Source organism: Streptomyces sp. NPDC058632 (genome assembly GCF_042717095.1).
Taxonomy (GTDB): Bacteria; Actinomycetota; Actinomycetes; order Streptomycetales; family Streptomycetaceae; genus Streptomyces.
This window is the reverse complement of sequence record NZ_JBHXQZ010000028.1, coordinates 38,043-59,630: the sequence shown is the minus strand read 5'-3', so window position 1 is coordinate 59,630 and position 21,588 is coordinate 38,043. Positions and strand designations below refer to the sequence as shown.

Genomic DNA, 21,588 nt, shown 5'->3' with positions numbered 1-21,588 from the left:
CACTGAGGAGCAAGCAATGGCGGGCAGCAGCCACGGTCACACCCCGGCCGCCTGGACCGGTGTCATCATCTCGTTCATCGGTTTCTGCGTCGCGAGCATGTTCATGGTGATGGCCTCGCCGGTGGGCTTCTGGGCCGGCATGGTCGTCGTGCTGCTCGGCGGTGTCGTCGGCGGAATCATGAGCAAGATGGGCATGGGCCAGCGGCAGCACGTCCACCCCGTCAACCCGCCCTCCGCCGACCGTGAGCCGGTCCGCGCCGACAGCTGAACACCGGGAGCACTTCCGGACGGGGGCGGCCGGCACACGGGTGCCGCAACCGCCCCTGACGCGTGTGCGCGGGGCACAATGCCCGTGTGAACGCCGTCAGCCCCAGCGTGTCCCGCGGCACCGCCGCCCGTCTGGCCCTCCCCGCCGGAGCACTCGCCGCCGTCGCCGGAGCCTTCGCCTACGTCGGGGCGGTGGACCCCAACGAGCCCGGGCACTACCCCGCCTGCCCGCTGCTGCGCCTCACCGGTCTGTACTGCCCCGGCTGCGGCGGACTGCGCAGCGCGCACGCCGTCGTCCACGGCGACCTCCTGGCCGCCCTCCAGGCCAACGCGCCCGCCGTCCTCGGCTACGCGGCCCTCGCCGCCCTGTGGACCGTATGGGTGGTCCGCGCGGCACGCGGAAAACCTCTGCGCATCGACCCCGGGCCGGTGCTCCTGTGGTCCCTGGGGGCGTTCGTGCTGGTCTTCACGGTTGTCCGGAACCTGCCGTTCGGTGGCTGGCTACATCCTTGATCAACTCGCGAACGTCCAGGTAATGGGACCGGCGTCAACCGGATGTGAGGCGTACCCCCCGCTGCGGATACCATCGCAGTGACCACCGGTTTCGTCCGGCGACCCGCCCGTGAGGACGGGGAACGCCCCGAGGACGGAAACGAACGCACTGAAGACGGACCGTCTGGAAGGGGGCCTCTCGCGTGAGTGTGCTCGACGAGATCATCGACGGAGTCCGTGCCGACCTCGCGGAGCGGCAGGCACAGGTCAGCCTCGACGAGCTCAAGGAGCGTGCGGCGAAGGCTCCCGCGGCCAAGGACGGCGTGGCCGCCCTGCGGGGCGAGGGCGTCAAGGTGATCTGCGAGGTCAAGCGCTCCAGCCCGTCCAAGGGCGCGCTCGCCGCGATCGCCGACCCGGCCGGACTCGCCGCCGACTACGAGGCGGGCGGCGCGGCCGTCATCTCCGTCCTCACCGAGCAGCGCCGCTTCGGCGGCTCGCTCGCCGACCTGGAGGCGGTCCGCGCGAGGGTGGACATCCCCGTCCTGCGCAAGGACTTCATCGTCACCTCGTACCAGCTCTGGGAGGCGCGGGCGCACGGCGCCGACCTCGCCCTGCTCATCGTCGCCGCCCTCGAACAGTCCGCCCTGGAGTCGCTGATCGAGCGCGCCGAGTCCATCGGACTCACCCCGCTCGTCGAGGTGCACGACGAGGACGAGGTCGAGCGCGCGGTCGACGCCGGCGCCAGGATCATCGGGGTCAACGCGCGTAACCTCAAGACCCTCGAGGTCGACCGCGGCACCTTCGAGCGGATCGCCCCCGAGATCCCCGACCACCTCGTCAAGGTCGCCGAGTCCGGTGTCCGCGGCCCGCACGACCTCATCGCCTACGCCAACGCCGGCGCCGACGCCGTCCTGGTCGGCGAGTCCCTGGTCACCGGCCGCGACCCGAAGACCGCGGTCGCCGACCTGGTGGCGGCCGGCGAGCACCCGGCACTGCGCCACGGGCGCGGCTGATCCCCCGCCAGGTCCTGTCCGGCGGATCATGCCGGGGACGCGGGGACGCGGGGACGCGGGGACGCGGGGACGCGGGGACGCGGGGACGCGGGGACGCGGGGACCGGCGCGCCCTGCCCTCCGGGCGGACGACGCGAAGGTGACGACAGGGCCTAGGATTGGCACCGATGACCCTCCCCATCACCCTGACGACCAGGGACCCGTACGCGCGCCTCGCCCGCGGCTGCCGCCCGCGGGGCTGCCGGGCCCCCGCACGCCGCGTGCACGGCCGTCGGGTGCGTTACGTCATCGGTGACGAACCCGGGCAGGTCAACGGCATGCGATGGCAGCACCCCGCTTGCAGGGGCGCGGGGCCGTGCCCGCATGCGCGGCTCCGCCGCGCGGGCGCGACCAGCCACATCCGGCCCGCAGCGGCCTGACAACCCCCGCCCCCACGGCGACCAGTGCCCACACACGACACCCACCGTGAGGTTCCCGCATGCCCAGCACCTTCTTCGTCCCCGACCCGGAGGGTCAAACCCCCAACGCCGAGGGCTACTTCGGCGCGTTCGGCGGCAAGTTCATCCCGGAGGCGCTCGTCGCCGCCGTGGACGAGGTCGCCGTCGAGTACGACAAGGCCAGGGCCGACCCCGAGTTCGCCCGCGAACTCGACGACCTGATGGTCCACTACACCGGCCGCCCGAGCGCCCTCACCGAGGTGCCCCGGTTCGCCGGACACGCCGGACACGCCCGGGTCTTCCTCAAACGCGAGGACCTCAACCACACCGGCTCCCACAAGATCAACAACGTGCTCGGCCAGGCCCTGCTCACCCGGCGCATGGGCAAGACCCGGGTCATCGCCGAGACCGGCGCCGGCCAGCACGGCGTCGCCACCGCCACCGCCTGCGCCCTGTTCGGCCTCGACTGCACCATCTACATGGGCGAGATCGACACCGAGCGCCAGGCCCTCAACGTGGCCCGGATGCGCATGCTCGGCGCCGAGGTCATCGCCGTGAAGTCCGGCAGCCGCACCCTCAAGGACGCCATCAACGAGGCGTTCCGCGACTGGGTCGCCAACGTCGACCGCACGCACTACCTCTTCGGCACCGTCGCCGGACCCCATCCCTTCCCCGGCATGGTCCGCGACTTCCACCGCGTCATCGGCGTCGAGACCCGCCGCCAGCTGCTGGAACGCACCGGACGGCTGCCCGACGCCGCGATCGCCTGCGTCGGCGGCGGCTCCAACGCCATCGGCCTCTTCCACGCCTTCATCCCGGACACCTCGGTCCGGCTCGTCGGCTGCGAACCCGCCGGACACGGCATCGAGAGCGGCGAGCACGCGGCCACCCTCACCGCGGGCGAGCCCGGCATCCTGCACGGCTCGCGTTCCTACGTCCTCCAGGACGACGAGGGCCAGATCACCGAGCCGTACTCCATCTCGGCCGGGCTCGACTACCCGGGCATCGGACCCGAGCACTCCTACCTCAAGGACTCCGGCCGCGGCGAATACCGCGCGGTCACCGACGACGCCGCCATGCAGGCCCTGCGGCTGCTGTCGCGCACCGAGGGCATCATCCCGGCCATCGAGAGCGCCCACGCGCTGGCCGGCGCCCTGGAGGTCGGCAGGGAACTGGGCAAGGACGGGCTGATCGTGGTCAACCTGTCCGGCCGCGGCGACAAGGACATGGACACCGCCGCCCGCTACTTCGGCCTGTACGACACCGACAGCGAGGTCGCCGCCGACGCGGACGCCGGCACCGCCGAGATCGAGGGAGACGTCAAGTGAGCGGCACCGCACAGACCGGCACCACGGCACGGACCGGCACCACGGCGACCGGTGGAAACCGCAGACTGCTGACGGACACCCTCGCCGCGGCGAAGTCCGAGGGCCGCGCCGCGCTGATCGCCTACCTCCCGGCCGGGTTCCCCACCGTCGACGGCGGCATCGACGCCGTCAAGGCCGTCATCGACGGCGGCGCCGACGTCGTGGAGGTGGGCCTGCCGCACAGCGACCCCGTGCTCGACGGGCCCGTCATCCAGACCGCCGACGACATCGCGCTGCGCGGCGGCGTGCGGATCGCAGACGTGCTGCGCACGGTCCGGGAGGCCCACCGGGCCACCGGGAAGCCGATCCTCGTCATGACGTACTGGAACCCCATCGACCGCTACGGAGTCGAGCGGTTCACCGCCGAACTCGCCGAGGCGGGCGGCGCCGGCTGCATCCTGCCCGACCTGCCCGTCCAGGAATCGGCGCTGTGGCGGGAGCACGCCGACAAGCACGGGCTCGCCACCGTCTTCGTCGTCGCACCCAGCAGTAAGGACGAGCGGCTCGCCGAGATCACCGCGGCGGGCAGCGGCTTCGTCTACGCCGCCTCCCTCATGGGCGTCACCGGCACCCGCGAGTCGGTCGGCGCGCAGGCCGAGAACCTCGTCGCGCGGGCTCGGGCAAGCCGCGCCGACCTGCCGGTGTGCGTCGGGATCGGCGTCTCCGACGCCACCCAGGCCGCCGAGGTCGCCCGCTTCGCCGACGGTGTGATCGTCGGATCCGCCTTCGTCAAGCGGCTGCTGGACGCCCCCGACCCGGCCGCGGGCCTCCAGGCCGTGCGGGCCCTCGCGGGCGAGCTGGCCAAGGGCGTGCGCGGCCGGACATGACGGCGGCACCGATGCCCAGGCCTCGGCAGGCGCTCCGCAATTAGTCGTACGAATCCCTCGTACGGGTGGACCTAGGGCCGGGGAGGCGCGTTGCGCCTCCCCGGTTCGTTCTGCGGGGTGTGAGCGAGAAGAACCGTGAGGGAAAGCGCACCGCTCGTGAGCGGCTGGCGGTCGAGCGTGAGAAGCAGAAGGCGGCGGACAGGCGGCGCCGCACCCTGATCGTGGGTGCGAGCGTGGTCTGTGTCCTGGCACTCGCGGCGGTGATCGGCCTCGTCGCCGCCAACGCGGGCAAGGACGACGGCAGCGAGGAGGCAGGCCCGGTGGTGGCGCCCTCGGGGGCGCTCGGCAAGGACGGTCTGGCCATCCCGGCCGGCAAGGAGAGCGCCAAGTCCACCCTCACCGTGTGGGAGGACTTCCGCTGCCCCGCCTGCAAGTCCTTCGAGCTGACGTACCGGCCCACGCTCCACGAGCTGACCGAGTCCGGTCAGCTGAAGATCGAGTACCACCTGGTCACGCTCATCGACGGAAACATGGGCGGCACCGGCTCCCGCAACTCCGCCAACGCGGCGGCCTGCGCCCAGGACGCCGGCAAGTTCACCGAGTACCACGACGTGCTGTTCGACAACCAGCCCCCGGAGCCGGACGACGCCTTCGCCGACAACGCCAAGCTCATCGAACTGGCCGGCAAGGTCGAGGGCCTCGACACCCCCGCCTTCCGCAGCTGCGTGGAGGACGGCACACACAACAGCTGGGTCGCGAAGTCCAACGAGGCCTTCCAGAAGGGCGGCTTCTCCGGCACACCGACCGTCCTGCTCGGCGACAAGAACATCTACCAGGACCAGTCGATGACCCCGGCGAAGCTCAAGGAGATGGTGGAGGAGGCCAATCGGCAGTAGGGCTGCGCGCCTTCCCGTTATGGACCCGTAGCCGGGCCGCCCGCCGTGCGGCCGGTCCGGCTACGGTAGCGTCGACCCTGCCATGGAACTTGCCTACATTCCCAGCCCGTCGAGCGGGGTGCTGTATCTCGGCCCCGTTCCGCTCCGCGGCTACGCCTTCAGCATCCTCGCCGGCCTCTTCGTCGCCCTCTGGATCGTCGACCGCCGGTGGGTGGCGCGCGGCGGCCAGAAGGGCACCGCCTGGGACATCGCGTTCTGGGCCGTCCCGTTCGGCCTGGTCGGTGGTCGCCTCTACCACGTGATCACCGACTACCAGCTCTACTTCGGTGAGGGCCGGAACCCGGTCGACGCCTTCAAGATCTGGGAGGGCGGCCTCGGTATCTGGGGCGCCGTCGCGCTGGGCGCGGTGGGTGCCTGGATCGGCTGCCGGCGCCGGGGCATCGCCCTGCCGCCGTACGCCGACGCCCTGGCCCCCGGTCTGGCGCTGGCACAGGCGATCGGACGCTGGGGCAACTGGTTCAACCAGGAGTTGTACGGGCGGGAGACGGACCTTCCCTGGGCCCTGCACATCACGTCCACGGACGGCGGCCGGGTACCGGGGTACTACCACCCGACGTTCCTGTACGAGTCGCTGTGGTGCGTCGGTGTCGCCCTGCTGGTCATCTGGGCGGACCGCCGCTTCAAGCTCGGACACGGGCGGGTGTTCGCGCTGTACGTCGCCGCGTACTGCGCGGGCCGGTTCTGGATCGAGTACATGCGCGTCGACGAGGCCCACCACATCCTCGGCCTGCGGTTGAACAACTGGACCGCGTTGATCGTGTGTGTGCTCGCGGTCGTGTACTTCGTGGTGTCGGCGAAGCTGCGTCCTGGACGCGAGACCGCGGTGGAACCGGACGCGGCCGCCGCCGGTGGTACGGCAGTGGGCGCGGCGGACGGTTCCGCCGGGGGCGACGGGTCGGAGGCCGCCGGCAAGGACGGCAAGGCGGACTCCCCGGAGGCGGAGCAGGAAAAGGGAGAGGCCGAGCCGAAGAAGCCGGACACCGGGCCGGGTGACGCGAAGGCCGAGGACGCCAAGGCGGAGACGGCCCGGGTGGATTCCGAGGACGGTGATTCAGCGGACACGGACTCCGGACCCGCGGAATCCGGGGATGTGCGGTCCAAGGACGATGCCGGGTCGGCGAAGAAGAGCTGACGGTCCGCCCGGCCGGCCGTTGTGCCGCCGACCGGCGGCCCGTTGCACAGGTACGACGCCGTGGGGGGGGGGTGGGGGCCCCCGCCGGGGGGCCTGTTCCACTGGTCCCCGGGGGGGGGGGGCCGGGTCGCCCGGGCCCCCCCACGGCGTGTGTGCGGGGGCCTCAGACGCGGCGGGCCAGGGAGAGCACCCGCTGGGCGGCCGTCACCACCGCCACGTCGATGAAGCGGCCGTCGGGAAGCGCCTGGGCGCCCCTCTCGCCGGCCGCAGCCTTGACGACCGTCTCCGCCCGTTCGATCTCCTCCTCCGTGGGCAGAAAGGCGCGCTCGATGACCGGCAGCTGACGCGGGTGGATGGCGGCGCGGCCCAGAAAGCCCAGGGAGCGGCCACGGACGCAGGAGGCGAGGAGACCCTCCAGGTCGCGGGTGTCGGGATGGACGGACTGGGCGGGCGGGGCCAGACCCGCCGCCCGCGCGGCGACGACCACGCGGGAGCGGGCCCAGTCGAGGCCCGCGTCGTCGCGTACACCCAGGTCGGTCCGCAGGTCCTCCTCGCCGATCGAGATGCCGCGCAGGGACGGGTGGGCGGTGGCCACGTCGTGCGCCCGCTCGATGCCGAGGGCCGTCTCCAGCAGCGCGTACAGGGCGAGCGCGCCGCCGTGGGCGGACACGGTCCGCCGCGCGACCCGGACGACGTCGGCGGGCGAGGACACCTTGGGCAGCCGCAGACCGGCCAGGCCCGCCAGGCCCCCGGCCGGGGCGACGGCCGCCAGGTCTGCCTCGCCCCAGGGGCAGGCCGGGGCATTGACACGGACGTGGACCGGGACCGGCTGCGGGTCGCGCAGCAGCTCGGCGGTGGCGGCACGGGCGTACGCCTTGCGGTCGGGGGCGACCGCGTCCTCCAGGTCGATCACCACCACGTCGGCCCCGGACACGAGCGCCCTCGCCACCACACGCGGCCGGTCGCCCGGCGCGTACAGCCAGGTCAGCGGGGACTCCGCCGTCACAGCGCGCCCTGTTCGCGCAGGGCCGTCAGCTCGGCCGGGGTGAGCCCCAGTTCGGTCAGGACCTCGTCCGTGTCCGCGCCGTGCGGGCGGCCCGCCCAGCGGATCGCGCCGGGGGTGTGGGAGAGCCGGAAGAGCACGTTCTGCATGCGCAGCGGGCCCAGCTCCGGGTCGTCGACCGTGGTGATGGTGTTCAGGGCCTGGTACTGCGGGTCGGCCATCACGTCCCGTACGTCCTGCACGGGGGCCACCGCGGCCTCGGCCTTCTCGAAGGCCGCGAGCACGTCGGTACGGGTGCGGCGGGCGATCCAGCCGCCCACCGCCTCGTCCAGGACGTCCGCGTGCCGGGCGCGGCCGGCGCCGGTGGCGAACCACGGTTCGTCGATCAGTTCGGGCCGCCCCACCAGCCGCATCACCCGCTCGGCGACCGACTGGGCCGAGGTGGAGACGGCGACCCAGGTGCCGTCGGCGGTGAGGTAGGTACCGCGCGGGGCGTTGTTCTGGGAGCGGTTGCCGGTCCGCGGCTGGACGTGGCCGAGCTGGTCGTACCAGGTCGGCTGGGGGCCGAGCGCGGTGAGGATCGGTTCGATGAGGGCCATGTCGACGACCTGGCCCTCGCCGGTGCGCTCCCGCCCGGCGAGCGCCGTCATCACCGCGTACGCCGTGGTCAGGCCCGCGATGGAGTCGGCCAGGCCGAACGGCGGCAGGGTCGGGGGCGCGTCCGGCTCACCGGTGATGGCGGCGAAGCCGCTCATCGCCTCGGCGAGCGTGCCGAAGCCGGGACGGTGCGCGTACGGGCCGAACTGGCCGAAGCCGGTGACCCTGACCAGGACGAGACGGGGGTTGACGGCGGACAGTTCGCTCCAGCCCAGGTCCCACTTCTCCAGGGTGCCGGGCCGGAAGTTCTCGATGACCACGTCGGCGGTCCCGGCGAGGCGCAGCAGGGTCGCCCGGCCGCCGCGGGTGGACAGGTCGAGGGTGATGGTCCGCTTGTTGCGGCCGAGCATCTTCCACCACAGCCCCACGCCGTTCTTCGACGGGCCGTGCCCGCGGGAGGGGTCGGGCTTTTTCGGGTGCTCGACCTTGACGACCTCCGCGCCGAAGTCGCCGAGCAGGGTCGCGGCGAGGGGGCCGGCGAAGAGGGTGGCGAGGTCCAGGACGCGCAGGCCGGCCAGCGGGGGCGGGGGAGCAGTGGTGGTGGGGGAGGGGGCGGTGGGTGTGGTGGGCCGGGTCATGGGCGGGAGGCCTCCAGACGGGTCAGACGGGCCAGGGTGTCGAAGCCGACGCCGTTGAAGTCGCCGACGGAGGTGGCCAGCCGGTTCTTCAGCGGGGCCGTCCAGCGCTCGGGGAGCGCGGCGGGGGAACCGGCGAGCAGGCCGGCGATGCCGCCGGCCGTGGCACCGTTCGAGTCCGTGTCCCAGCCGCCGGACACCGCACGGCAGACGGCGCCGGTGAAGTCGCCGTCCGCGTGGGTGAGGGCGGCGGCGATCAGGGCGGTGTTGGGGACGGCGTGCACCCAGTGGATACCGGCGTGCAGGGCGTGGAGCCGGTCGACGACGTCGGCGAAGTCGTCGTGCTCGTGCGCCAGTCGTACGGCCTCGCGCACGGCGCGGGCGAGCCGGGAGCGCGGTGGTACGACGGTGAGGCCTGCGCGCACGCAGGCGTGGATGTCAGGGCGGCCCGTGCCCGTGCCTGTGTCCCTGCCTGTGCCTGCGGCGGTGGCGATGACGGCCGCGCCGAACATCGCGGCGTGGACGCCGCCCGCGGTGTGCGTGAGGGTGGCGTCGCGGTGGGCCTGTTCGGCGGCGCCCGCCGGGTCGCCGGGGTGGGTCCAGCCGTGCACGTCGGCGCGGATCAGGGCGCCGATCCACTCGCGGAACGGGTTGCGGTGGCGGGCGGTGCGCGGGGGCTCGAGACCGTCGAGGAGGTTGCGGTAGGCGACGCGTTCGGCGGTGAAGGCGCGGCCCGCGGGGAGTTCGTCCAGCCAGATCCGGGCCACGTCCGCAGTGGTGAACGCCTTGCCGTACCGCTGGAGCAGCAGCAGGTTGAGGAGCGGGTAGTCGAGGTCGTCGTCCTCGGGCATCCCGTCGATGTTCTCGGCGAGCGAGGTGGCCGCCGAGCGACGGTTCCAGGGGTAGCGCGCGGCCAGCTCCTCGGGGACTCCGCGGGCGGTGAAGTAGCCGTTCAGAGGCCAGTTCCCGGTGGCCCGGGCGAGTTGGCGGATGCCGTCGAGGGGGAGCTTCTCCACCGGCTTGCCGAGCAGGCAGCCGACGGCACGGCCGAGCCAGGCGGCTTCCAGACGGCCGGTCTCGAGGTGCTCGGTGGTGAGGTCGGCTTCGAGCTGGTCAGGGACGGCCGGGGGAGCGGCGTCGACGGGCGAAGGCCAGTGAGGGCAGAGGGACTTGATGGCGGTGAGGTCCGTCGGTTCGTCGTCCGCCAGGCCGCTGGGCAGGTCGGCGAGTTCGTCCAGCAGGTCCCCGGCCAGCAGCCGGAGGTAGCCGGACACCGGCCGCGGGGAGGCGCCCGCACGGGGCGGGGCCTCGGGGCCGCCCGCCGCGCGCCACCGGGCCGCGACGGCGGCGACGGCCGTGGCCGCCCGGCCGTCCTGGGCGGCCTGGCGCAGCTCGTGCCCGATCAGGTCCTCCGGCTGGACCCAGGTCAGTCGGAGCATCCCGCGCCTCCCAGCCCGGCGAACGCCCTCTCGTGTGCCCGGCGTCGGGACACGTCGCGCGCGAAGACCTCGCGGGCCACCTCCGTCAGCGCGGCCGCGGGTTCCAGGAGGTCGAGACGGCTGGCCTCCGCCACCGTCTTCGCCCAGTCCTCGGGGACCGGCGAACCGAGGGCACCCGTCACGGCGCCGGCCATCGTGGCGATGGAGTCGCAGTCCCGGCCGTAGTTCACCGAGCCCAGCACCGCGTGCCGGAAGTCGCCGCCGGCCACCACCACCATGCCCAGCGCGACCGGGAGTTCCTCGATCGCGTGCAGCCGTGACGGACGGCGGGCACCCAGCGAGGGCGCGCGGTAGTCGGGGCCCACGGTGTCGTACGGGGTCACCGCCTCCCGCAGCGGGCGCAGCGCGGACTCGAAGTCCGTATGGCGGGACGCCACTTCGCAGACCCGCTCGATCGCCGTCCGCGTGCCGTCCTTCGCCAGGGACAGGCAGGCCGTGACGACCGAGTCCGGTGTCGCCCCCGGTGCGCACGCCGCCGCCACGGCCGCCGCGAGGACGCCGGCCGCCTCCCGGCCGTACGACGACTGGTGGGCCCCCGCGACATCCAGCGCCTCGGCGTAGGCGGCCGCCGGGTGGGCCACGTTGACCAGGCCGACCGGGGCCATGTACATCGCGGCACCGCAGTTGACGATGTTGCCGACGCCCGCCTCGCGCGGGTCGACATGGCCGTAGTGGATCCGGGCCACCAGCCACTTCTCCGCGAGGAAGATCCGCTGCAGGGGGAGCGCCTCCGCCTCCAGCTCCGGGATCCAGCGCGGGTGCGTCATCAGGTCCGGGACCAGGTGGTCGGCGACGGCGTGGGCGTCCAGATGGTCCCGGACCCGCGCGTACACCCGGACCAGGGCGTGCGTCATGAGGGTGTCGTCGGTGACGTGACCGTCGCCCTTGTGGTACGGGGCGACGGGGCGGGCGGTGCGCCAGGCGTCGCCGTGCCAGGGGCCGACGACGCCCTGGACACGGCCGCCGTGGCGCTCGGCGATCTGCTCGGGGGAGTACCCCTCGACCGGGCCGCCGAGCGCGTCGCCGACCGCGGCACCCACCAGCGCGCCGGTGATCCGCTCGTCCAGGGAGGCACCCCGGACCTGATTTTCCTGCTCTTTGAGCGTCATGTCCGAATCATCCTCCGGGAGGAGGCGGTTGTGCCGCTTCCAGGAGCCCGGCGAGTTCCACCAGGTCGGTGCCGGTGAGCCGGGGGAGCGTGCAGCCGGAGAGGGTGCGGCAGCTCTCCCGCCAGGACTCCGGGATCGCCGTGCCGCCGCCGAGCGCGCCGGTCAGCGCGCCGACGAGGGCGGGTGCCGAATCCGCCACCCGGGACAGACAGGCCGCCGCGGGGACCGCCTCCGCGATCCGGCCGTGCGCGGCGGTCGCCAGCGCGAGGGCCACGGGGACGGTCTCGGCGGCGGCGATGCCGTAGCTGTAGACATGATCGACGATCTGGTGCTCCAGGAGCGGTACGAGAGCGAAGGCGGCGTCGGCGTCCGCGGCGAGCCGCAGCGCGTGCCGGGTGTTGCGGCCGATCTCCGTCTTCTCGGGCAGCTCGGCGACCGCGGCCGCCACGCATGCCTCCACGTCCGCTCCGGCCAGCGCGAGGGCGACGGCGGCGGCCATCGCGCGGGCACCGTGCACACCGTCGCCGTCCTGGGTGTAGCGGGCGTCGAACTCGGCGAGCGCGGCGGCGCCTTTGGGATCGCCGGGGTGGGCCACGGCCAGGACGCAGGCCCGTACGCAGGCCGCGTCGTCGAAGTAGTGCGGGTTGTCGTGGCCGGTGGCGGGCGGGCGCAGACCGGCGGCGAGGTTGCCGAGCCCGGCCCGTACGGAGATACGGGCGCGCAGCGGGAGGACGGCCGACTCGATCTCGGGTGCCCGCTCCGCCGCCGCGGCGACCTCGCTGGCCACGGCGTTCCAGGTGAGGTCGATGGCCGCCCGGGTACGGCGCTCGCGGCTCAGGTCGCCGAGCGCGCCGTCGTCGCCGGCCCGCAGGACCGCCTCGGCGGCGAACACCGCCCACTCGGCGTCGTCGGAAGGGCCGAGGCGCAGGGGTTCCGAGGGCTGGTTGAGCGCGATGGGCACGGGAAGGGTGGTGGTCGCGTTCTGCTCGGCGAAGGTGTCCAGCTCCCGGGTGAGGCGCCGGGTCCACTCGGGCATCCGGGCGGCACGGTGCCGTGCGGCGGGCCAGCCGGCGGCGTCTCCGGCGGCGAGACCGAGGAGGAGGCCCTCGATCCGGAGCGCCTGCGGCGGCGGGACGGGGGGTGTGGTGCGGGTCCGGCGGGTTGTGGAGGCCTCGGCTTCGCCTTCGGCCCGGTGTTTTTCGCCCGCACCGCCCGTGCGGGTTTCGTGGCCGGGCGCGGGTGGCCCCGGTGGGGCTTGGCCGTGGGCGGCGGCCCCGGGGGCGCCTTCGGGGAGGGGGGGCCCGGCCGGGCCGGTCGTGCGGGGTTCGTGGTCGGACGGGGGCGGTCCCGGCGGGGGGTTTTCGGCCGGGGGCGCCGGCGGCTGGTCCGGTGGTGTGGATGTGGAGGTCGTTGCTGGTGGGGAGAGGGTCATGACGGGGTCTCCGTGGCGTTGTCGGCCGGTGTCGGAGTGAGCAGGTCCGCGATGTCCAGGACGTGGTGGCCCGCCATCGCCGGGAGGCAGCTGCCGCGGGCCGGGCCGATGGCGGCCGCCCATGCCTCCGGGATCGCGGCGGCGCCCCGGGTCGCGCCCGCGAGGGCGCCCGCCACCGCCGCCGTGGTGTCCGCGTCGCGGCCCATGTTGACGGCCGTCAGCACGGACTGCTCGAAGTCCCCGTCCGCCGCCGCGTACGCGCCGAAGGCGAGGGCGACGGCCTCGGGGGCCAGGTCGGTCCAGGGGTAGCCGCCGATCACGACCGCGGAGCGGACCGCGCGTTCGCCCCGGTGGGCGGCGGTGACGGCGCGGCGCAGGGAACGGGCGGTCCAGGAGTCCTCGGGCACCAGCGCCAGCGCGGTGGCCACGACGGTGACCACCGGTGCTCCCGCCATCGCCGCCGCCACGCCCGCCGCGACCGCCTGGCCTCCGTAGATGCCCTCGCCGTCGTGGCTGACCGAGCCGTCGACCGCCGCCAGCCGGGCCGCCTCGGCGGGACGGCCGGCCGCGAAGACGCCGTGCGGTGCCGCCCGCATCGCCAGCCCGTCGCTCCAGGCGTGGCGGTGCTGGGCGGAGACCGGGGCGGCCAGTCCCCGGCGGAGGTTCTCCAGGGTGCCGCGCTCGCTGAAGCCGGCCCCGCGGAACCGCCCCTCGGCGCGGTCCGCGATCCACTCGTGCCAGGCCGCCCCGACCTGTGCCGGGGTGAGCGCCGACCCGTGCCGGGCCAGCAGCAGACCGGAGAGGATCGCGTACTCGGTGTCGTCCGTGCCCGCGGGATGCTCCGCCACGTACCCGGTGATGCGGCCCCACCGGGCGCGGATCTCGGAGGGTTTCATGTTCTCGGCCGGGGCGCCCAGCGCGTCGCCGACGGCCAGGCCGAGCAGCGCGCCGCGTGCCCGTTCGCGGTGCCCGAGGCAGTCCCCGGGGACCGGGGCCGAGGGGATGCGGGCGATCGATGCCATACGCGGCTCTCCTCTCAGGGGCGCCCCGAGAGGCGCGAAGCCCTTTGCGGAACTGTCCCCGGTGTGATGTCCGGCACAGCCTCACAGGCCTCGGTGTCACCCGGTCGACATCGGTGCGGGCCTTCCCGCACGCGAGCGGCGATGGGGGCAAAGCCGCAGGTTAGCGCAGCCTTTCCTGGCTGGCGGGAGGGGATCGGGGAACGTAGATTGGGTACAGTCGAGAAGTGGAAACTGTCTAAAACTGGGTCTGTACCGGCCGTTTTCACCGGCGGTTTTGCAGGCGCTTTCGCGAACTCCCTGGGGGACGGCATGGCGATCATCGAGACCGAGGCGACGCTGCACGAGGCGCACCGCGACAACCACACGCACCGCGATGTCAGCGGCGGCTGGCTGCGCCCCGCCGTGTTCGGCGCGATGGACGGCCTGGTCTCCAACCTCGCGTTGATGACCGGCGTCGCCGGCGGCTCGGTCGGCCAGCAGACCATCGTCATCACCGGTCTCGCGGGCCTGGCGGCCGGCGCCTTCTCCATGGCCGCCGGCGAGTACACCTCCGTCGCCTCCCAGCGCGAGCTCGTCGAGGCCGAGCTGGACGTCGAGCGACGCGAGCTGCGCAAGCACCCCAAGGACGAGGAGGCCGAACTCGCCGCCCTCTACGAGGCCCGGGGCGTCGAGCCGGGGCTCGCCGCCGAGGTGGCCCGGCAGCTGTCGCAGGACCCCGAGCAGGCACTGGAGATCCATGCCCGCGAGGAACTGGGCATCGACCCCGGCGACCTGCCCTCTCCCACCGTGGCCGCGGTCTCCAGCTTCGGCGCCTTCGCGCTCGGCGCGCTGCTCCCCGTCCTGCCGTACCTGCTCGGCGCGAGCGCTCTGTGGCCCGCCGTGCTGGTGGCGCTGCTGGGGCTCTTCCTGTGCGGCGCGGTGGTCGCCAAGGTGACCGCGCGGACCTGGTGGTACAGCGGTCTGCGGCAGCTCGCCCTCGGTGGCGCGGCGGCCGGTGTGACGTACGCCCTGGGCACATTGCTCGGAACGGCCGTAGGATGAACCGGATCGGACGACTGTGCTCGCACGGCCCGGCACGGCTGCCCCGACCGGGCACCGGCACGGCGCCCGTACGGACGGGCGGCACCGACGCCCCGGCTCCGCTTCTGCGCGAGGGACCGCACAAGTAGTTGTTACTCGTTGGTTTCGACCGCGTGACGACGGGGCATGAGCCGAAAACACTGTGGGCAACGAGGCCCACGACGCAGCCGCGGGAGTGGGCGAAACCGCCCGCCCCCGCCCCCGGACCGGCGGACACCGATCTGCCCGCCCCGGTCCCCCCAGCTTCCACCGCCAGGCGCGGAACCTCCGCCGTGACCTGCATGGTGTCCACATGGTGGAACGGAATATCCCGCTTACCGGGAACCGGTCCATCGTGTAACCTGCACGAAATTTTGCAGTCACGCAGAGGGCCAACGTCGTCCCTCGGCACTTTGCACATGCCACATGACGACGACGGGAGAGCCGATGCGTACGCCGCGCCAGCCGTCCCAGCATTTCGCGCAGGGCCAGAACTGGTCCTTCATGGATGCTCGCCCTGCCCCGCAGGGCATGTACGACCCCCGCGACGAGCACGACGCCTGCGGCGTCGGCTTCGTCGCCACTCTCACCGGCGAGGCGTCCCACACCCTGGTCGAGCAGGCCCTCACCGTCCTGCGCAACCTGGAACACCGCGGTGCCACCGGCTCCGAGCCGGACTCCGGTGACGGCGCGGGCATCCTCTCCCAGGTCCCCGACGCCTTCTTCCGCGAAGTGGCCGGATTCGACCTGCCCGAGGCCGGCGCCTACGCCGTCGGTACCGCCTTCCTCCCCGCGGCCGCCACCGACGAGACCGTCGCCCGCATCGAGGAGATCGCCGCCGCCGAGGGCCTGACCGTCCTCGGCTGGCGCGAGGTGCCCGTCGCGCCCGACCTGCTCGGTGCCACCGCCCGCTCCACGATGCCGGTCTTCCGCCAGATCTTCGTCACGGACCACGCGTCCCGCGGCATCGACCTCGACCGGACCGCCTTCGTGCTGCGCAAGCGCGCCGAGCGCGAGGCGGGCGTCTACTTCCCGTCGCTGTCCGCGCGGACCATCGTCTACAAGGGCATGCTCACCACCGGTCAGCTCGAGCCCTTCTTCCCGGACCTGTCCGACCGCCGCTTCGGCTCCGCGCTCGCGCTGGTGCACTCCCGGTTCTCCACGAACACCTTCCCCTCGTGGCCCCTCGCACACCCCTACCGCTTCGTCGCCCACAACGGTGAGATCAACACCGTCAAGGGCAACCGCAACTGGATGCGCGCCCGCGAGTCCCAGCTGGCCTCAGATCTGTTCGGCTCCGCCGACCGTGGGCACAGCGGCTCCGCCGACCGTGGGCACAGCGGCTCCGCCGGCCGTGGGCACAGCGGCTCCGCCGGCCTCGAGCGGACCTTCCCCGTCTGCACCCCCGACGCCTCCGACTCGGCGTCCTTCGACGAGGTCCTCGAACTGCTGCACCTCGGCGGCCGCTCCCTGCCGCACTCGGTGCTCATGATGATCCCCGAGGCGTGGGAGAACCACGGCTCCATGGACCCCGCACGCCGCGCCTTCTACCAGTACCACTCCACGATGATGGAGCCCTGGGACGGCCCCGCCTGCGTCACCTTCACCGACGGCACCCAGGTCGGCGCCGTACTCGACCGCAACGGCCTGCGCCCCGGCCGCTACTGGGTCACCGACGACGGCCTCGTCGTCCTCGGCTCCGAGGTCGGCGTCCTCGACATCGACCCCGCGAAGGTCGTCCGCAAGGGCCGCCTGCAGCCCGGCCGCATGTTCCTCGTCGACACCGCCGAGCACCGCATCATCGAGGACGACGAGATCAAGGCCCAGCTCGCCGCCGAGCACCCCTACGCCCAGTGGCTCGAGGCCGGCGAGATCGAGCTGTCCGACCTGCCCGAGCGCGAGCACATCGTGCACACCCACGCCTCGGTCACCCGACGCCAGCAGACCTTCGGCTACACCGAGGAGGAACTGCGCGTCCTGCTCGCCCCGATGGCCAAGGCCGGCGCCGAGCCCATCGGCTCCATGGGCACCGACTCGCCCATCGCCGCCCTGTCGGAACGGCCCCGGCTCCTCTTCGACTACTTCACCCAGCTGTTCGCCCAGGTCACCAACCCGCCGCTGGACGCGATCCGTGAAGAACTGGTCACCTCCCTGCGCAGCCCGCTCGGCCCCCAGGGCAACCTGCTCGAACCGAGCGCCGCGGCCTGCCGCACCGTCGTCCTGCCCTTCCCCGTCATCGACAACGACGAGCTCGCCAAGCTCATCCACGTCAACGCCGACGGCGACCTGCCCGGCTTCAAGGCCGCCACCCTCTCCGGCCTCTACCGCGTCTCCGGCGGCGGCGACAGCCTCGCCGCCCGCATCGACGAGATCTGCGCCGAGGCCGACGCCGCCATCGACAACGGCGCCCGCCTGATCGTCCTGTCCGACCGGCACTCCGACGCCGAGCACGCGCCGATCCCGTCGCTGCTGCTCACCTCGGCCGTCCACCACCACCTCATCCGCACCAAGCAGCGCACCCAGGTGGGCCTCCTCGTCGAGGCCGGAGACGTCCGCGAGGTCCACCACGTGGCCCTCCTCATCGGCTTCGGCGCCGCCGCCGTCAACCCCTACCTGGCGATGGAGTCCGTCGAGGACCTCGTCCGCGCCGGCACCTTCCTGTCCGGCATCGAGTCCGAGCAGGCCATCCGCAACCTGATCTACGCCCTCGGCAAGGGCGTCCTGAAGGTCATGTCCAAGATGGGCATCTCCACCGTCGCCTCCTACCGCGGCGCCCAGGTCTTCGAGGCCGTCGGCCTCGACGCGGCCTTCGTCGAGAAGTACTTCCACGGCACCGCCACCAAGATCGGCGGCGTCGGCCTCGACGTCGTCGCGAAGGAGGTCGCCGCCCGCCACGCCAAGGCGTACCCCGCCACCGGCATCGCCCCCGCGCACCGCGCACTCGACATAGGCGGCGAGTACCAGTGGCGCCGAGAGGGCGAACCGCACCTGTTCGACCCCGAGACGGTCTTCCGCCTCCAGCACTCCACGCGCTCCGGCCGCTACGACGTCTTCAAGCAGTACACCGACCGCGTCAACGAGCAGTCCGAGCGCCTGATGACGCTCCGCGGCCTCTTCGGCTTCGCCTCCGGCCGCAAGCCGATCCCCCTCGACGAGGTCGAGCCGGTCTCCGCGATCGTCAAGCGCTTCTCCACCGGCGCCATGTCGTACGGCTCCATCTCCCAGGAGGCGCACGAGACCCTCGCCATCGCCATGAACCAGCTCGGCGGCAAGTCGAACACCGGTGAGGGCGGCGAGGACCCGGAGCGCCTGTACGACCCGGCCCGCCGATCCTCCATCAAGCAGGTCGCCTCCGGCCGCTTCGGTGTGACCTCCGAGTACCTCGTCAACGCGGACGACATCCAGATCAAGATGGCCCAGGGCGCCAAGCCCGGCGAGGGCGGCCAGCTGCCCGGCCACAAGGTCTACCCGTGGGTCGCCAAGACCCGCCACTCCACGCCCGGCGTCGGCCTCATCTCCCCGCCCCCGCACCACGACATCTACTCCATCGAGGACCTCGCCCAGCTCATCCACGACCTGAAGAACGCCAACCCCCAGGCGCGCATTCACGTCAAGCTGGTCTCCGAGGTCGGCGTCGGCACCGTCGCCGCGGGCGTCTCCAAGGCCCACGCCGACGTCGTGCTCATCTCCGGCCACGACGGAGGCACCGGCGCCTCCCCGCTGACCTCCCTCAAGCACGCCGGCGGCCCCTGGGAACTCGGGCTCGCCGAAACCCAGCAGACCCTGCTCCTCAACGGCCTGCGCGACCGGATCGTCGTCCAGACCGACGGCCAGCTCAAGACCGGCCGCGACGTCGTCATCGCCGCCCTCCTGGGCGCCGAGGAGTTCGGCTTCGCGACCGCCCCGCTGGTCGTCTCCGGCTGCGTCATGATGCGCGTCTGCCACCTGGACACCTGCCCGGTCGGCATCGCCACGCAGAACCCGGTCCTGCGCGACCGGTTCTCCGGCAAGGCCGAGTACATCGTCAACTTCTTCCGCTTCGTCGCCGAAGAGGTCCGCGAACTCCTCGCCGAACTCGGCTTCCGCTCCATCGAGGAGGCCGTCGGCCACGCCGAGGTCCTCGACGTCGCCCGCGCGGTGAACCACTGGAAGGCACAGGGTCTCGAACTCGCCCCGCTGTTCCACGTGCCCGACCTGCCCGAAGGCGCCGTCCGCCACCGGACCGTCACCCAGGACCACGGCCTGGCGAAGGCCCTCGACAACGAGCTGATCAAGCTCGCCGCCGACGCACTCGCCGCCGACGGCGCGAGCGAGGCCCAGCCCGTACGCGCCCAGGTCGCCATCCGCAACATCAACCGCACCGTCGGCACCATGCTCGGCCACGAGGTGACGAAGAAGTTCGGCGGCGCCGGCCTGCCCGACGACACCATCGACATCACCTTCACCGGATCCGCCGGCCAGTCCTTCGGCGCCTTCGTGCCGCGCGGCATCACGCTGCGCCTGGAGGGCGACGCCAACGACTACGTCGGCAAGGGCCTCTCCGGCGGCCGGATCGTCGTCCGCCCCGACCGGGGCGCCGACCACCTCGCCGAGTACTCCACCATCGCCGGCAACACCCTCGCCTACGGCGCCACCGGCGGCGAGATGTTCCTGCGCGGCAAGGTCGGCGAACGCTTCTGCGTCCGCAACTCCGGCGCGCTCGTCGTCTCCGAGGGCGTCGGCGACCACGGCTGCGAGTACATGACCGGCGGCCAGGCGGTCGTCCTCGGCGAGACCGGCCGCAACTTCGCGGCCGGCATGTCCGGCGGCACCGCCTACGTCATCGACCTCGACCGGGACAACGTCAACCCCGGCCACCTGGACGCCGTCCACGAGCTCGACGACACCGACCGAGCCTGGCTGCACGACGTGGTGCGCCGGCACCAGGAGGAGACGGGTTCCACCGTCGCCGCCAAGCTGCTGGCCGAGTGGGACAGCCCCGACGGGGGCGCCACCCGCTTCAGCAAGATCATCCCCAGCACGTACCAGGCAGTGCTCGCCGCCAAGGACGCCGCCGAGCGAGCCGGACTCTCCGAGTCCGACACCCACCGGAAGATGATGGAGGCGGCGACCAATGGCTGATCCGAAGGGCTTTTTGAACCACGGCCGCGAGGTCGCCACCTCCCGACCGGTCACCGAACGCGTCAAGGACTGGAACGAGGTCTACGTCCCCGGCTCCCTGCTGCCGATCATCAGCAAGCAGGCCAGCCGCTGCATGGACTGCGGCATCCCGTTCTGCCACAACGGCTGCCCGCTCGGAAACCTCATCCCCGAGTGGAACGACTACGCCTACCGCGAGGACTGGTCGGCGGCGAGCGAGCGCCTGCACGCCACCAACAACTTCCCGGAGTTCACCGGCCGCCTGTGCCCCGCCCCGTGCGAGTCGGCGTGTGTGCTCGGCATCAACCAGCCGCCGGTCACCATCAAGAACGTCGAGGTCTCGATCATCGACAAGGCGTGGGAGACCGGCGACGTCGCCCCGCAGATCCCCGAACGCCTCTCCGGCAAGACCGTCGCCGTCGTCGGCTCGGGCCCGGCCGGCCTCGCCGCCGCCCAGCAGCTGACCCGGGCCGGCCACACCGTCGCCGTGTACGAGCGGGCGGACCGCATCGGCGGCCTCCTGCGGTACGGCATCCCCGAGTTCAAGATGGAGAAGCGGCACATCAACCGCCGTATCGAGCAGATGCGCGCGGAGGGCACCAAGTTCCGCACCGGTGTCGAGATCGGCCGGGACATGCCGGCCACCGCGCTGCGCAAGCGGTACGACGCCGTCGTCCTCGCCGTCGGCGCGACGACCGCGCGCGACCTGCCGGTACCGGGCCGCGAACTGAGCGGCATCCACCAGGCCATGGAGTACCTGCCGCTGGCCAACAAGGTCCAGGAGGGCGACTACGTCGCCCCGCCGATCACCGCCGAGGGCAAGCACGTCGTCGTCATCGGCGGCGGCGACACCGGCGCCGACTGCGTGGGCACCGCCCACCGCCAGGGCGCCGCCTCCGTCACCCAGCTCGAGATCATGCCCCGCCCGAACGAGGAGCGGGACGCCCTCTCCCAGCCGTGGCCGACCTTCCCCATGCTCTACAAGGTCACCTCCGCGCACGAGGAGGGCGGCGAGCGGGTCTACTCCGTCTCCACCACCCACTTCGAGGGCGACGAGGACGGCAACGTGCAGTGGCTGCACCTGACCGAGGTCGAGTTCGTCGACGGCAAGCTCACCCAGAAGCCCGGCACCGAGCGCAGGATCCCGGCCCAGCTGGTCACCCTCGCCATGGGCTTCACCGGCACCGACCGGGACAACGGCCTGGTCGAGCAGTTCGGCCTGGAACTCGACGCACGGGGCAACATCGCCCGCGACGCCGACTTCCAGACCAGCGTGCCGGGCGTCTTCGTCGCCGGTGACGCCGGACGCGGCCAGTCGCTCATCGTCTGGGCGATCGCCGAAGGCCGCTCCGCCGCGCGCGGCTGCGACCGCCACCTCACCGGGACGAGCGAACTGCACGCACCGATCCGCCCGACCGACCGCTCCCTGATGGTGTGACCGGCCGCCCCGCACCCCACCACGCGCTCCGGACCGCACCGGCCCGGACCGCGCACCACGGGACCTGACGGTCCCCCGCAGAGGTCCCGTACAACGGCGTACGGAACAACAGGTGGCGCCTGCCCGCCAGTCCCCGACCGGACGAACCGGGCAGGCGCTGCCGCA

At 72.9% G+C, this 21,588-nt stretch carries 17 protein-coding genes; 11 read left to right on the top strand and 6 right to left on the bottom strand.

All coding sequences use genetic code 11. The features are described 5' to 3' along the window. Positions 1 to 16 precede the first annotated feature (16 nt). The 8 genes from ACFWVE_RS13485 (at position 17) to lgt (ending at position 6,490) form a co-directional block, all read left to right on the top strand. Positions 17 to 268: an HGxxPAAW family protein gene (locus tag ACFWVE_RS13485; RefSeq protein WP_384012422.1), complete on the top strand. Its 252-nt coding sequence runs from the start codon at positions 17 to 19 to the stop codon at positions 266 to 268. 86 nt (positions 269 to 354) lie between these two features. After that, positions 355 to 780 (top strand): DUF2752 domain-containing protein, encoded by a 426-nt coding sequence (locus ACFWVE_RS13480; protein ID WP_384012419.1) that lies wholly within the window; start codon positions 355 to 357, stop codon positions 778 to 780. A 182-nt stretch (positions 781 to 962) separates the two neighbouring features. Beyond that, complete coding sequence (trpC, locus tag ACFWVE_RS13475; protein WP_384012416.1) at positions 963 to 1,772, top strand: indole-3-glycerol phosphate synthase TrpC; 810 nt, start codon at positions 963 to 965, stop codon at positions 1,770 to 1,772. Between the two features lie 166 nt (positions 1,773 to 1,938). Beyond that, positions 1,939 to 2,190 carry a tryptophan biosynthesis modulator TrpM gene (gene trpM, locus ACFWVE_RS13470; RefSeq protein WP_384012413.1) on the top strand — a complete coding sequence of 84 codons (252 nt, stop codon included), beginning with the start codon at positions 1,939 to 1,941 and terminating at the stop codon, positions 2,188 to 2,190. A gap of 59 nt (positions 2,191 to 2,249) precedes the next feature. Further along, positions 2,250 to 3,536, top strand: a complete 1,287-nt coding sequence (gene trpB / locus ACFWVE_RS13465; RefSeq protein ID WP_384012410.1) for a tryptophan synthase subunit beta — start codon at positions 2,250 to 2,252, stop codon at positions 3,534 to 3,536. Then, on the top strand, positions 3,533 to 4,402 hold the full coding sequence (gene trpA / locus ACFWVE_RS13460; RefSeq protein ID WP_384012408.1) for a tryptophan synthase subunit alpha: 870 nt from the start codon (positions 3,533 to 3,535) through the stop codon (positions 4,400 to 4,402). Before trpB ends, trpA begins: the two co-directional genes overlap by 4 nt. Before the next feature lie 119 nt (positions 4,403 to 4,521). Next, a complete protein-coding gene (locus ACFWVE_RS13455; protein ID WP_384012406.1) occupies positions 4,522 to 5,298 on the top strand; it encodes a DsbA family protein in 777 nt (258 codons plus the stop codon). 82 nt (positions 5,299 to 5,380) lie between these two features. Next, positions 5,381 to 6,490, top strand: a complete 1,110-nt coding sequence (lgt, locus tag ACFWVE_RS13450) for a prolipoprotein diacylglyceryl transferase (protein WP_384012403.1) — start codon at positions 5,381 to 5,383, stop codon at positions 6,488 to 6,490. A 163-nt stretch (positions 6,491 to 6,653) separates the two neighbouring features. On the opposite strand, the gene ACFWVE_RS13445 is transcribed toward lgt, so the two are convergent. The 6 genes from ACFWVE_RS13445 to ACFWVE_RS13420 are packed head-to-tail and all read right to left on the bottom strand — an operon-like array spanning position 6,654 to position 13,787. Beyond that, positions 6,654 to 7,496, bottom strand: a complete 843-nt coding sequence (locus ACFWVE_RS13445) for an HpcH/HpaI aldolase/citrate lyase family protein (protein WP_384012399.1) — start codon at positions 7,494 to 7,496, stop codon at positions 6,654 to 6,656. Then, positions 7,493 to 8,728 (bottom strand): CaiB/BaiF CoA transferase family protein, encoded by a 1,236-nt coding sequence (locus ACFWVE_RS13440; RefSeq protein WP_384012395.1) that lies wholly within the window; start codon positions 8,726 to 8,728, stop codon positions 7,493 to 7,495. The genes ACFWVE_RS13445 and ACFWVE_RS13440 overlap by 4 nt, the downstream gene beginning before the upstream one ends. Continuing rightward, a complete protein-coding gene (locus ACFWVE_RS13435; RefSeq protein ID WP_384012392.1) occupies positions 8,725 to 10,164 on the bottom strand; it encodes an ADP-ribosylglycohydrolase family protein in 1,440 nt (479 codons plus the stop codon). Before ACFWVE_RS13435 ends, ACFWVE_RS13440 begins: the two co-directional genes overlap by 4 nt. Further along, entirely contained in the window at positions 10,152 to 11,333 is a 1,182-nt protein-coding gene (locus ACFWVE_RS13430; protein WP_384012389.1) for an ADP-ribosylglycohydrolase family protein, read from the bottom strand. Before ACFWVE_RS13430 ends, ACFWVE_RS13435 begins: the two co-directional genes overlap by 13 nt. 7 nt (positions 11,334 to 11,340) lie before the next feature. Beyond that, the gene (locus ACFWVE_RS13425; RefSeq protein ID WP_384012386.1) at positions 11,341 to 12,765 is read right to left on the bottom strand and encodes an ADP-ribosylglycohydrolase family protein; all 1,425 of its coding nucleotides are present in this window, start codon (positions 12,763 to 12,765) and stop codon (positions 11,341 to 11,343) included. After that, positions 12,762 to 13,787: an ADP-ribosylglycohydrolase family protein gene (locus ACFWVE_RS13420; RefSeq protein WP_384012383.1), complete on the bottom strand. Its 1,026-nt coding sequence runs from the start codon at positions 13,785 to 13,787 to the stop codon at positions 12,762 to 12,764. The genes ACFWVE_RS13425 and ACFWVE_RS13420 overlap by 4 nt, the downstream gene beginning before the upstream one ends. A gap of 309 nt (positions 13,788 to 14,096) precedes the next feature. Between ACFWVE_RS13420 and ACFWVE_RS13415 the strand changes: the two genes are divergently transcribed. The 3 genes from ACFWVE_RS13415 (at position 14,097) to ACFWVE_RS13405 (ending at position 21,423) form a co-directional block, all read left to right on the top strand. Continuing rightward, positions 14,097 to 14,828 (top strand): VIT1/CCC1 transporter family protein, encoded by a 732-nt coding sequence (locus tag ACFWVE_RS13415; protein WP_384012380.1) that lies wholly within the window; start codon positions 14,097 to 14,099, stop codon positions 14,826 to 14,828. A gap of 465 nt (positions 14,829 to 15,293) precedes the next feature. Further along, positions 15,294 to 19,967 carry a glutamate synthase large subunit gene (gltB, locus tag ACFWVE_RS13410; RefSeq protein WP_384012476.1) on the top strand — a complete coding sequence of 1,558 codons (4,674 nt, stop codon included), beginning with the start codon at positions 15,294 to 15,296 and terminating at the stop codon, positions 19,965 to 19,967. Next, positions 19,960 to 21,423: a glutamate synthase subunit beta gene (locus ACFWVE_RS13405; RefSeq protein ID WP_384012377.1), complete on the top strand. Its 1,464-nt coding sequence runs from the start codon at positions 19,960 to 19,962 to the stop codon at positions 21,421 to 21,423. The genes gltB and ACFWVE_RS13405 overlap by 8 nt, the downstream gene beginning before the upstream one ends. Positions 21,424 to 21,588: the final 165 nt, after the last annotated feature.

Coding starts and splice junctions, on each gene's coding strand:
- ACFWVE_RS13485 (WP_384012422.1), top strand. CDS start 17: ATGGCGGGCAGCAGCCACGGTCACACCCCGGCCGCCTGGACCGGTGTC.
- trpM (WP_384012413.1), top strand. CDS start 1,939: ATGACCCTCCCCATCACCCTGACGACCAGGGACCCGTACGCGCGCCTC.
- trpB (WP_384012410.1), top strand. CDS start 2,250: ATGCCCAGCACCTTCTTCGTCCCCGACCCGGAGGGTCAAACCCCCAAC.
- lgt (WP_384012403.1), top strand. CDS start 5,381: ATGGAACTTGCCTACATTCCCAGCCCGTCGAGCGGGGTGCTGTATCTC.
- ACFWVE_RS13440 (WP_384012395.1), bottom strand. CDS start 8,728: ATGACCCGGCCCACCACACCCACCGCCCCCTCCCCCACCACCACTGCT.
- ACFWVE_RS13435 (WP_384012392.1), bottom strand. CDS start 10,164: ATGCTCCGACTGACCTGGGTCCAGCCGGAGGACCTGATCGGGCACGAG.
- ACFWVE_RS13430 (WP_384012389.1), bottom strand. CDS start 11,333: ATGACGCTCAAAGAGCAGGAAAATCAGGTCCGGGGTGCCTCCCTGGAC.
- ACFWVE_RS13425 (WP_384012386.1), bottom strand. CDS start 12,765: ATGACCCTCTCCCCACCAGCAACGACCTCCACATCCACACCACCGGAC.
- ACFWVE_RS13420 (WP_384012383.1), bottom strand. CDS start 13,787: ATGGCATCGATCGCCCGCATCCCCTCGGCCCCGGTCCCCGGGGACTGC.
- ACFWVE_RS13415 (WP_384012380.1), top strand. CDS start 14,097: ATGGCGATCATCGAGACCGAGGCGACGCTGCACGAGGCGCACCGCGAC.
- gltB (WP_384012476.1), top strand. CDS start 15,294: ATGCGTACGCCGCGCCAGCCGTCCCAGCATTTCGCGCAGGGCCAGAAC.
- ACFWVE_RS13405 (WP_384012377.1), top strand. CDS start 19,960: ATGGCTGATCCGAAGGGCTTTTTGAACCACGGCCGCGAGGTCGCCACC.